This is a genomic window from Clostridium sp. AF19-22AC (genome assembly GCF_003479085.1).
Classification (GTDB): domain Bacteria; phylum Bacillota; class Clostridia; order Lachnospirales; family Lachnospiraceae; genus Faecalicatena_A; species Faecalicatena_A orotica.
Genome location: NZ_QUGN01000046.1, coordinates 311 through 12,809, shown reverse-complemented (window position 1 = coordinate 12,809; position 12,499 = coordinate 311). Strand labels below are relative to the sequence as shown.

Genomic DNA, 12,499 nt, shown 5'->3' with positions numbered 1-12,499 from the left:
TACGTCAATTCAGAAACAATTCTGAATACGGACCTGTTTTTTCTCCTTATATAGTGGAAAGTCATCCACACTCAACGCTAAAATCATTTAACGATTATCTACATTGTATTTTGTGTGATCCTGTAATTTTTTTGCAGTTTTTACACAATTTACTCTTATTCTTATAATAGCACCAAATCAAAAGTACCTCAATAATATTTTGTTAATTAATAATTACCGGTTTGCAAAGATTCAAGTTGATTGCCGGCGGGACATCTAACTCTGTATATGGAAAGGCTAAAGAGAAATAATCGGTATATGCCTATTCTACATTACTCTACTAAAGTAAGCGCTCAATAAAATAACGGCTATCTTTTCACGAGGTATTCAGCTATAGTTGAAGTAAAATACTCCAACTTCAACTTTTCGGTTTGATCCGACATCTCTGCTGTATCATGTTAGACCAGGGCATCAGCTCTTCTATACCTTCGGGCTCATTTTTGTAGTCCGGCATATAAAGCAGTACTGTCTCCAGATATGCATAGATGTTCAGATTGTTGAGTTTTGCAGTTTCTACTAAACTGTAAATGACGGAACTGGCCCGAGCACCTTTTACGGTATCATGGAACAGGAAATTTTTTCGCCCTACCGCATAGGGTCGGGCGATATTTTCCGACCTTTATCCTTATATAAGGATAACAAGCGGAACGCGATCTGAGGATGGTCAAGGTGAAAACCAAAGTCTCAGGTTGCTTCCGAAGTGAAGATGGTGCACAGGAATATCTTACAATAATGAGTTTATCGGAACTGCACATAAGCATGGGATTAATGCATTTACGGCAATCCGTGAAGCAATCTCAGGTAACCCTGATATTATTTTTGACTAAAGGGGGGTCTGAATAGTTACAACAGATCATCCATTCTATGATAGAAAAAATATGCCAAATGCGCTTCCGAAAAATCCAAATGTGTCTTTTCACTCTGTTTCACCATTGATAGTTCTGCACTCTCCAGTGCTGAAATTGCCCAACAGCATCCCCAAATACCTTGATCTTTTACAGGAACCTTCAATCCTTCATCTCGTGCATCATAAACCTTCGGAAGAACAGTTTTATTTTTTCCTAAAGTAGGTTCGAATTCTAACTCCTTTATGGTATTATCAAATAATTGTGACTCTTTCAACTTCTGTATCTGTATTTCCTTTTCCGTTAGAGGCTGACCTTTTACATAATCCACTCCATCCGCATTTATATCAGTACCCATTATCAGAAAAGCCGCCAACACACAAACACTCATCAAAAATATTTTATTAATTTTTCTCTTACTTCCAACTTGTCACTTTATAAATCTTCCTGATGCTTTAATGTATAACACAAAACAGCCAATAATATCCTACATTGGAATCATTGCCTGTTTCATAGTTTACCCTTCTATTTAGCTTTACCATATACATATTGCGGAGTGCCGCCTACAATCATTTTCCCAGAAGCATTTTTATCTTTTGTATATGGAAAAACCCAATAAAAATTATACTCTGTATCCAATGCTTTCAAATCAGTAAAACCTGTTCCTGAAGTCATTCCGTAATAACCGTATTTCCCATTTTTCTGTGCATAGATAAGAAATCCATCTGTATTTGCTGACGCAATTCACGTTATTAATACTCCGTTCTTCCCCACGGCAGTGGCTCTTAAATCCCCCACCGGGGACGATGTAAAAGCTCCTATAAGTTTGTAGGGAATTCCTCTTTCCTGAGCCCACTTTAAGGCATAGGTATTATCATAAACATATACCGTAACATAGTCCGAATTAACAAAGACATCATTTGAAATAACAGTAGCTCCATATGACATCACAAGCTTTTGAAGATTACTGCACCTACTAAATTCATAGCCAACTATCTTCGTCACCTCATTACCCAGTGTAATTGTTGAAAGTGCTTTACATTCACTAAACACATACGCTCCTATATATGTAACTGAATCTTGAATATTGACTTTAATCAAACTTTTAACCCATCAAAAGCACTGCGGCCGATTTGCGTAATGTAACTTCCCAATTCTACACTTTTTAAACTATGGCCGTTTTTAAATGCCCTCTGCATCCGGATTCTCTTCTGATTCGATTTTTCCCTTCTCCTGTTCTAACATCTTGTCTTCTGCAGCCTTAATATTTCGTACATATTTTCCCTTCCTAATGTTACCAATGGCCTCTAAGTATAACCTATACAATAATTATATTTAGAGTTTTTTGCCATAAACATATTTTGGAGTGCCACCTACTATCATTTTCCCACTTTGATTCTTATGATATGGAAATACCCAGTAAAAATTGAATTCGCTTATCGATGCATTCTTATCCGTAAAGGAAGTACCCTTCGTCGTCATTCCCTTATATCCATATACTCCTGTTGCCGTTTTTCCATAGACCAAATATCCTTCTGCCCCCTTTGAAGCCTGCCATATCAGTTGGACACCCTTAGAGCCTGATGATGCTTTTAGATTTGAAACCGCTGCCGTCACTCCTTTGGCATAAACATATTTCTGACAACTTCCAGGAATCATTTTGCCGTTACCATTCTTCACATACGGAAATACCCAATAGAAATTATACTCGGAATCTAATGCTTTTTTATCGGTAAACTTTGTGTTTCCTGTCATTCCGCAATATCCATATTTCCCACTTTTTTGTGCATATATCAGATATCCTTCCGCATCCGTAGATTCCTTCCACGCCAATTGCACCTGATTAGGCCCCACTGATACTGCACTTAAATTCGCTATGGCTTTCGGTATGTTTATTTCATCTCTTATTTCTGTTTTATACCTTGACCATGGCTCCTGATCATACCCCTTGGCATGTGCTGGAATCTTTACAATAATCTTCTGTGGGTCAAAAGGAGATTTGCTTAGTGTTTCAGGCGCATCTCCATTCATTACCAGATTTTTTAAGGACGAACAGTTAATAAATGCGTTAGACCCGATACTTGCAAAGTTTTTTGGAAATGTAACATCAACTAAATTAGTACAGCTCACAAATGTATATTCTTCTAATTTTACAATTCCCTCTGGCAAAATAATACTTTTTAACCCAGACGATTCAAACGCACGCATCCCTATGCTTTTTAATGTTTCTGGCAAAGTAATAGCAGTCAGGCTGCTACATTGAGCAAATTCACTCGCCCCAATACTACTTAAGTTCTTAGGTAGTTTGACTTTTTCTAAAGAGCTACATCTAAGAAATATATAATCTGGTAATTCTGTAATCGAATCCGATAAAGTAACACTTTTTAATTGCTCACAATCCAAAAAAGCCCATCTTCCGATTTTTTCAACAGAGTTAGGTATATTGACACTCGTTATACTTATACATTCATTAAATGCCAGTTCCCCTATTTCTTTTACACTGTTAGGTATGGTAATACTTTCCAGGCTGCTGCATGCCTCAAATGTGTAATCCTCAATACATGGTATTCCCTCTGGCAGATTTACACTCTTCAAATTCTTGCAATGGTAAAACGCGCCTCTTCCAATACTTGTTACACTTTCTGGAATCTTAACATTTACCACCGTATTACATTCATTAAATGCATATAATCCAATTGCAGTTACACCAGATGGTATCTCCACCTCCGATGCAGTGCCATAGTACTTTGTCAGTACACCATTAGAACTTATACTAAAATCACTATTATTTGTCTGTGCTTTCGTTCCACTTTGATCTTCTCCAACATTTTCTGTGTCCGTAACCCCCGCTTCCACTGGATCAATATTCTCTACAGCATCAGTTTTATCTGAACTGTTTGTTTCCTTCGATTCCTCATTTTTATTTTCGTCTTCTGTTGTCTCTTGTAATTCCGACAATTCAGGAACGCCCTGAATTTGTTCCGTGTTAACATCTTCTTCCTGCGCACTTTCTTCCCCTGAAATAGCATCCGCAGCATAGACCAAGGTATTCGGCATAACCATCACTAGACATAGTAACAATGCAACAATTTTCTTTTTCACAACTTTTTCCTCCTGAAAATTATTATCTTCATCCGTAGCATATTCACTCTTTACTAATACATAAAAAATTTAATTCATTTACATTCAGTGCATATTTCCGGCATATTGTCTTTCGTATAGTACCCTGCCTGTATCTCTTTACAATACTCCCCCTTTATTTTCCCAGTGACCTCACAAAACTCCTTTTCAATCACTTCTTTACTTTTTTCAAATTCCTTTATTCCAGGCTGAATGCTTCCCATAAATTCCTGCCAGATATTAATCGGCTGCTTATAATCCCCCGGAAGCGGTATGTCTTTTTCATCATATCCTACCTGTACACCTGCTATATATTCCGGAGTCATTCCAACAAAAAGTTTACGTACATCTGTAACTTCATTTGCAACCGTCCCTGTCTTTCCGGCCACTTCGAGACCTTCTATCTGCGCACCACTTGCAATCCCGTCTTTTCCGCTCACATTATTCACTAAAAGCCGATTCATGATATAAGCAGTCTCTTTATCCATAATTTTCTGTGGCTCTCTGGATTTTTTTATAATGACCTTTTCATCTTTGTCAATCACCTTTGTATATATTGCAGGAGAATAATAATTCCCTCCATTACCAAATGGCTCATATGAAGCAGCCAACTCGTCCAGACTTATCCCTCTCTCAAAATATCCTAATGCCAGTGCTGCGAGCTGCTTATCTTTTTCGTCCTCAAGTGCTGAAAAGTAAGTGTTTTTAAGATATTTATAAATATAATCAATTCCCATTTGCATTCCAAGATTCACCGGGACCGTATTCTTAGATGTTTCTAAGGCATACGCTACTGTAACCTGTCCATCATAGTGATCATCATAATTACTTGGCCATTGAATATTCTTTCCTCTTACTACTGTATTCCCAGGTGTATCTTCGCATAATGTCGAATAATTGATTAACTTATTCGCCACAGCCGGAGCATAAATAGATACCGGTTTGATAGTTGAACCCACCTGATATAGTTTATTCGTGGCTCTATTTACATCCCCCCATTGTCCACTGCCTCCTGCAATTGCTCTGATACATCCACGGTAATCCATAATCACCATAGAACTGGGCGGAATTTCACTCCAATCCATCTCTTTCCCCGTTGCCGTAAAATTACTGCTGTCCTGATAATATTGGTTCAAACAATCCTGTAATTCCACATCAATTGTAGTATATATCTTCCAGCCATCCAGATTCAAGCCTTCCTCGATTTTTTCTTCTGACATTCCGTTAGCCTGCAGTTCCTCGTATAGTTCCCTAACAATACTATCGGTAATAATATCATTCATTATCATGCTTTTAGAGGCCAGGCCAGAAGTCCAGGCCTTATCAAGCCGTTCTATTTCTTCGCCATTCATGTCATAGATAACTGCTGCTCCCATATCTGCTTTTTGCAGTTTGTCATTTATTATAAAAAAAGATAAGCCAGCTGAAATCACCAAGCAAAAGAAGACTATAACTACTATCTTTCTATGTTTCTTTTTTAATCCTTTATCACTCATACAGCATATTCTCCTGTTTCAGCATTATTATAATAGCTATGTTGATTCCAGTTACAAACCAAAACATAGGGCTTACAGTCACAATACTGTCATTAACAAAAGCACAGATAAGCCAGCCTGCAATTGAAACTAAGCTTCCCTTTCTCACTATCTCTGTTATTCCATTTTCTTTGTCCGGCAGGTCCTTTCTTTTTAACCTTATGTTATTGAAAATGATCCAAATAAATAGCACAAAAAGACATAAAAGACTTATTAGCCCAGTATGTACCCAAATCTGTAGATACATATTATGAGCTTTATCTATAACAAAATCTGCACTTCCATGTGTATTCAACAGCCCCACATAATCAAATTGTGGAAAATAATATGGAAATGTTCCTGGTCCCTTTCCTATGATAATACATTCCTTAAGTACTGGCAGAATCCTGCTCCATGTATATCCTCTTCCAGTAGCAAATGAGTCAAATCTGTTTATCTCTTCTTCATACCCCACTTTTTCCAATACTGTTCCGTTAGGACCTACACCTTTAAAGCCTTCTGTAGTCACATAGAATCTTAACGGCGTATCATACCCCAAATCAATAAGCATAAAAAATTCCTGGATATCTATAGAAATATTTATATACCTGTTATCTTCAAAACCTACCTTTGTCCCCTGGATAAGTCTGTTCAGTACTTTTCCCTCCGTATCTTTAAACACAACAGATTCCGCCTTGACTGCCTGCTCTGGATTAGCCTCAATCACCAGGTCGTTGCTCTCCCCTGTCAATTTAATTTGACTATCCTGCATATCCAACTTTTTAAGTATAAATTTATCTTTTTTGTTTTCTTCCCTGCCTGTATTAGTCAATGTCTGGTTCAATGTTCTCAGGAATGTCCCTTTTGTCAGGGTTGACATTATTAGTAATATAAATAGAAAACACAGAAAAAATAATATAACTTTTTTTAAACTTTTAAGTCTTGCACGAAGTACTAATATTCCTGCCATAATTATTTCTATAATCACACAATACAGAGGCGCTGTGGACTTAGAACCTATTGTACAAATCAATATTCCGACAGATAGCAGTAAATAACCCCACCTTTTTTTTGTTTTATCTTCTAAAAATGAAGTATATAAAAATGGAAATAAAAGCACACACATTCCACCGTAATAATTGGGATTATACATTGCGAGTGTTATCATCCCCTGATATTCTTCATTTTTCATTGTTTTCAACGCTTCTCTATACTGTTCTGGTGCCAGCATGTTTTGAAAAATTCCTATTTCAAATAGTGGTTTATATAATAATTCAATAAGGCTTGCACCTATCCAGAGAACTGTAAATAGAACTAATGCTGTTCTGAATATTTTTAATGACTTTTCATTACCAAAATACTGTATTCCTGCAAATAATATAACAATGTAACTTACTAATACAAAAATCCCTTCACATTCCGTAGGCAGACCAAAGATTCCCTCAAATTTATACTCCGAAAACAAAAAGGAGGCTAAGACAAGCAACAGATAGCCACCACAGCAGATATAGACAACATGCATTTTCTTAGTTCTTAACTGATAAGACGCAATTTTTCTGTCTGGGAAAACGTGTTCGCCAATAAACAGTAAAATTATAATCACGGCAACTAGTGTTATAAACACTGCCTTATAATAAAGAAAGAAGTCAACAAAAAATCCGTCTGATTGTTCAAATAGTGTCTGCCCAGCACTGCTCAACTTGTAGACCTTTAAATGTGCTGCAAAAGGACAAAGCATTACCCCCGCTGTTATAATACAGCTTATAATATATTTATAACCAGGGATGATATTATTATCATCCCTGGTTTTCCTGTTAATCAATTTCACTTATTTTCTCCTATTTTGCCTTGCCATAAACGTATTTAGGAGCACCGCTTACAATATTATTACCTGCGTTATTTTTGTAATAAGCATACACCCAATAAAAATTATACTCGTTCTTAGACGCTTTTTTATCTACAAATACCGTCTCGGATGTCATACCTATATAGCCATACTTCCCGCTAGCAGTTTTTCCATAAACCAAATACCCCTGAGCATCTGTTACCTTATTCCAGGAAAGATTAACACTTCCTTTTGCAGAAGACGCCTTCATACCCGTAACTGTAGGAACAATGCCTTTTGCGAATACATATTTACCGGATTCTCCAGGTATCATTTTCCCATCTGTATCTTTTTCATAAGCAAAAACCCAATAAAAATTGTAATCACTGTCAATTGCTTTCTTGTCTGTAAAAGACGCACCGCTTGTCATCCCACAGTATCCATATTTTCCATCTTTTTGGGCATAAATCAAGTATCCGTCCGCATTCTTCACCACACTCCAGGTAAGTTTCACTTTATTTTTGCCTGCAGGAGCCGCTGCAACATTCTTTACTCCAGATAGTACTGTTGCTTTTGCCGTGGCTTCCTTACTGGCAGGCCCTAATATACGTTGATCATAATTATTATAAGAGTATACCCTATAACTATAAATATTGCTCTTAGATACTTCCTTATCAATCAAGCTTAGCACTGTATTCTTGGATGTCATCATCAGATATTTATAGTTGTTTGTTTTACTATCCTTCCTATAGATTATATATCCATCTGCACTGTCTACTTTTTTCCATGATACCTTGATGAAATTATCATTTGTAAAAGCAGCTGTCACATTCTCCGGAGCCTCACTCTTCTTATATACAATATTAAATTCTGCTTCCTGAGTACCTGTATATTCTCCAATACCTGTTATTACAACTTTACCTTTACCCACTGCAGTATTTTCAAAGAATTCTATGGTATAATCTGTTCCCTCTGTCAGCGCCGCACCTCCTGATGTGACGATAATATTCGGTTTAACAGGATTACCTGTATATATCTGGTCATTGATTGCACTAAGTGGGTCCAGAGATTTTAAAACCTTACCAACCTTTACAATATTAACTTTTCCGGCCTTATTTTCCGCAACAAGCATTCCATTAGACGTGATCCCATTCTGGAATTGGCCAGAACTATTTTTAAAATCGGAAAATATCGCTGTATGGCTCACATTCGTATATTCATTCCTGTCATTTAAAACCTGTCCGGATTCATCTAAAACATCAGAACCATTTTCATAAAGGCCTATGATATATGGTGAGTATTCTGACAGCATGAAATCATTATATTGTCCTGCTGGTATCATGACTCCCCCACTTCCATTAATAACATACGTACCCTCATCTGATGAGATCACCGCTCTATTATTAATATAGAATGGCCTACTCTGACATTCAATTGTTGTTCCATCCCTAAAAATGAGTGTGTGTACCATTTTGGCATCTTGGTATGTTGATGAATATGCTATCAAATTATCAGCAGCTCCCCAACCCTCATACCAAAAATTCAGGTTACTTTGAACATCAGTCAGCTGGTTCCCCGCCAGATCAAACAGGGCTCTTTTAAAGTAGTCCGTATTTTTTAAGAGCATGTATTCCTCATTTACAACTCCTTCCGGTGCTTCGGCTAACCAGTATCCATCCACAGAAGTAATGACTTCACCATCAAGATTGAATACTTTCGTAGCACATTTTGCTTCATTGTTATCATTTTTCTGATAGATTGAAACAAACAGATGGCTGTTATTGTAATAAACGGAAGTCGACGTCAATTTATATCCATCCTCAACCATTTCTTCATATAATGGCGTTATAGGAAACAAATCTTCCTGATTCATATTTACAAGTTTTGCTTCCTCTCCATTCCAAACAACAGCGGCCTGACTGTCAAACCCTGCAATATCGTCTCCCTGTACCACAACATTACCGTTAGCATCTACAATCCTATTCCCTGAAATCCCGGCATAGCCATATTTCTGCAATTCCTCCACATCAAAATAATTACAATTCTCTGCAGTAAATAAATGCTCTCCTGAATAATTATAAACCTGCACACAGTTTGCTGTATCGACCGCTCCAATGTAATCACTTGACTCTGATACATAATATCGTCTTATATTCTCCACTTCCATGACTTTTGTACCATCTTCATTGTACATCCTCAATGATGGAATGCCATTTACTCCTGACAGACATAAAAGCTTATTATGAACGTAAGAATAGCCTTTATTGAAAATACTATCTTGTATTCTTGCAACAACTTCACCATTTTCATCAGTTTCCATTGTTATTTCATAAGATTCTTCTGCATCATTATCCCTGTTATTTTCAATAACGGTTTCAGGCTGTTTGACACCGGACGAAGCATCCTCTTCCGAATAATTCACGGGTACCGTATCTAAATTATCTATCAGTGTACCGTCTTTTTTATATAACCCCCAACCATCGAAAACATGATAGCCGCTGCCATTCTGTTCACTGGTACTGCCAAAAAACATATTATCATTGACATAGAGCACGGATGAATAAATGGGTTCTCCCCATAATTCACCATCCTTGTCCATAAATGCAACCTTGTTTTCATGTCCGGCTACAACCACACCATTCAATAAATAATTGACACCTGTGGTCGTCCTATAAAATGCATCAATATTTTGAGCCTTTATAGCTTCTGTTAAAGATGTCTTTGTACCATCTTCTGCTATGTAATAATACTGATCTCCATCTGACATGTTCTCAAAGCTATTTCCACTTTTAGCAAATACGCCATCTCCCATCGTTGCCGCATCGTCAAAGTCGTCTTCTGACACTTTGTTTAATACGTTGTCTGCTGCCTTCATAATTGGGCTGAATACCGGCAGCATAAATATCATTACACCTCCCATCATCGCAGCAATTGTTTTTTTAATTCCTCGTTTCAAATTTGTCCCTCCTCTTTATAATCTTTTATAAAAACAGATTTCACAAAACCGTTTTTTATACTCAATGAAACAATACTGATCCTTAGTACTAACCTTTACAAAGCTCCGATTTCGTAACAATCCAGTTTTTAACAATTTTTCACTTTATGACTTTTAATGCATTTTTCTGACACAGCTTTTACGTATCTTTCTATTATAGAATTATATATAGTATAATTTATTGGCGGCAGCCCCTTTGCATAGACATACTTTGTACTTTTTCCCACTACCATCTGCACATTTTCTCTGAAGTACGGAAACACCCAATAAAATTTCATTTCTTTCTGAGAGGCAGTATTATTGTTATTGCTTTTAACTCTGTAACTGCCGGCAGATCCAATTTTATAGCATCTGAGGACATCGCAGATTCATCCTCAGTTTCAGAAATCGGCGCCTTTTCTTCCGCCTCTTTCTGATTATCCTACCCTCATTCATCACTCTGTAGTCTATATATCTGGCAATTTTTGATGTTAAATAATTACTACATTACTTTGCCTTCCCATATACATATTTCGGCGTACTGCAAACAATCATTTTGCCAGCTGCATCTTTATGATAAGTTTATACCTAATAAAAGTTATACTCTTTCTTGGACGCTTTTTTATCAATAAAAGAAAGACCAGAAGTCACACCGCAATATCCGTATTTTCCTTTTTTCTGTGCATAAATCAGGTATCCTTCTGCATTAGATGATGCGTTCCATGACAATCTTGTCCTATTTCTGCCATCTGCAGCCGCTTTCAAATTGCTTACTGGTAACGGTTTATCCGGCCCAGACTCAATATAAACGATCTTACATTCATTCCATGGGTAGGCACCATAACCCGCTGCTCCTTTTGGCACCTTAACAACAAAAGGATCCGGACCTGCTGCCAGACTTCCTCCACCTAGTATGTTAGGGGCATCGCTTTTCATAACCAATTCCTGAAGATTATCACAGCGAAGGAAAGCCCACATATCCATGTCTGTTACACTTTTCGGTATTGTTATACTGGTTAGTCCCATACACATCTGAAACGCTTCCATAGATATTGTCTTAACCCCTTCAGGAATTATTACGCTCTTCAAATTAAGGCTTCCCGAAAATGCCTGTTTTCCTATTGATCCAAAACTAACCGGAAGCTTTATATCTTTCAGATTTCCACATTCCCTGAATGTATCTGCATTAATAACAGTAATACCCTCAGGAATTACAATAGTGCTTAGGTTACTGCAACAATAAAATGCCCCTTGTCCTATACTTATCACACTATCCGGTATAATTATATTCGATAAACTACTACTATAAAATGCATAACTGCCCATAGCCGTTATGCCATCCTCAATAATAACCGACTTATATTGTCTGTCTTTCCAATGTGCATTTGAATTCATATAGACATTCAGAAAAAATTGTCCATCTCTCCGGTACCGCTAATTACCAATTTTTCGTCCCCATATAACTGCCATTTCACAGATTTTCCACACATACCTTCCGAACCTGCCATAGCCACCTGTAGGCTTTCTTTATTATCAACTTCTTCTGGCTCTGAATAACGATTTTCTTCCTCTATGTTCATTCCTGAGAATAAGTTATCTTCCCCAATACCCACTTCAGATAAAGTATTTTCTTCAGCACTGTAAATATTCAAAGTATCATTTTCTATAGCTGACTCAGAGACCTCCACATCTTCTGCAAATGTTGTAACCGATAAAATTGTAGTGAGCATTAACACAGATATCGTTAATGCCATTCCCTTCTCTCCATATTTCTTTTCATATTTCACAATTTTTTCACATAACTTTATTATATCTCCAACCCTTATCTTTTTCAATTGTATTGACATAAACAGTCTAAAATATTTATCGAATCTCCTGACAAAGCAGAAATTGTAGGATTTCCTTTAGGATATACTTTTTTCAACATAGCATTTCCATATGATTCTTGTTTCTCCTATATCCAGACATAGATAAACATTTGATAAATGCCAAAAACCCTTAATTTTTACTGGGTCTTATTACTTGATTTATATAAATTTTCTCTCCACAAGTGGTAAAATATAGGTAACCAAACTAGCATATCCCAACACCTGAGGAGAAGAAAATTTATGGCTGCTAAATACCATCAGATTGCTTTAAGTGACATTTTTCAGACTGCCAAAACCAACTCATTGACGATTGC

At 36.9% G+C, this 12,499-nt stretch carries 8 protein-coding genes; all 8 read right to left on the bottom strand.

Features of this window, described 5'->3' with window-relative positions:
* Positions 1–882: 882 nt before the first annotated feature.
* The 8 genes from DWX43_RS26485 to DWX43_RS26445 all read right to left on the bottom strand — a co-directional run bounded on the left by DWX43_RS26485 (position 883) and on the right by DWX43_RS26445 (position 12,164).
* The gene (locus tag DWX43_RS26485) at positions 883–1,242 is read right to left on the bottom strand and encodes a C1 family peptidase (RefSeq protein WP_182440825.1); all 360 of its coding nucleotides are present in this window, start codon (positions 1,240–1,242) and stop codon (positions 883–885) included.
* A 386-nt stretch (positions 1,243–1,628) separates the two neighbouring features.
* Positions 1,629–1,985 carry a leucine-rich repeat domain-containing protein gene (locus tag DWX43_RS26480; RefSeq protein ID WP_118623045.1) on the bottom strand — a complete coding sequence of 119 codons (357 nt, stop codon included), beginning with the start codon at positions 1,983–1,985 and terminating at the stop codon, positions 1,629–1,631.
* Between the two features lie 234 nt (positions 1,986–2,219).
* The gene (locus DWX43_RS26475) at positions 2,220–3,986 is read right to left on the bottom strand and encodes a leucine-rich repeat protein (RefSeq protein ID WP_118623043.1); all 1,767 of its coding nucleotides are present in this window, start codon (positions 3,984–3,986) and stop codon (positions 2,220–2,222) included.
* A 74-nt stretch (positions 3,987–4,060) separates the two neighbouring features.
* Positions 4,061–5,500, bottom strand: coding sequence for a penicillin-binding transpeptidase domain-containing protein (locus DWX43_RS26470; RefSeq protein ID WP_118623041.1), 1,440 nt, complete (start codon positions 5,498–5,500; stop codon positions 4,061–4,063).
* A complete protein-coding gene (locus DWX43_RS26465) occupies positions 5,493–7,346 on the bottom strand; it encodes an O-antigen ligase family protein (protein WP_118623039.1) in 1,854 nt (617 codons plus the stop codon). Before DWX43_RS26465 ends, DWX43_RS26470 begins: the two co-directional genes overlap by 8 nt.
* Positions 7,347–7,356: 10 nt before the next feature.
* A complete protein-coding gene (locus DWX43_RS26460) occupies positions 7,357–10,299 on the bottom strand; it encodes a hypothetical protein (RefSeq protein ID WP_118623037.1) in 2,943 nt (980 codons plus the stop codon).
* 606 nt (positions 10,300–10,905) lie between these two features.
* The gene (locus DWX43_RS26450) at positions 10,906–11,712 is read right to left on the bottom strand and encodes a leucine-rich repeat domain-containing protein (RefSeq protein ID WP_118623033.1); all 807 of its coding nucleotides are present in this window, start codon (positions 11,710–11,712) and stop codon (positions 10,906–10,908) included.
* A gap of 8 nt (positions 11,713–11,720) precedes the next feature.
* The gene (locus DWX43_RS26445; protein WP_118623031.1) at positions 11,721–12,164 is read right to left on the bottom strand and encodes a hypothetical protein; all 444 of its coding nucleotides are present in this window, start codon (positions 12,162–12,164) and stop codon (positions 11,721–11,723) included.
* Positions 12,165–12,499: the final 335 nt, after the last annotated feature.

Bases quoted from the DNA above. Each gene is read 5' to 3' on its own strand.
- DWX43_RS26485 (WP_182440825.1), bottom strand. From the start codon at position 1,242: ATGGGTACTGATATAAATGCGGATGGAGTGGATTATGTAAAAGGTCAG.
- DWX43_RS26470 (WP_118623041.1), bottom strand. From the start codon at position 5,500: ATGAGTGATAAAGGATTAAAAAAGAAACATAGAAAGATAGTAGTTATA.
- DWX43_RS26450 (WP_118623033.1), bottom strand. From the start codon at position 11,712: ATGAATTCAAATGCACATTGGAAAGACAGACAATATAAGTCGGTTATT.
- DWX43_RS26445 (WP_118623031.1), bottom strand. From the start codon at position 12,164: ATGTCAATACAATTGAAAAAGATAAGGGTTGGAGATATAATAAAGTTA.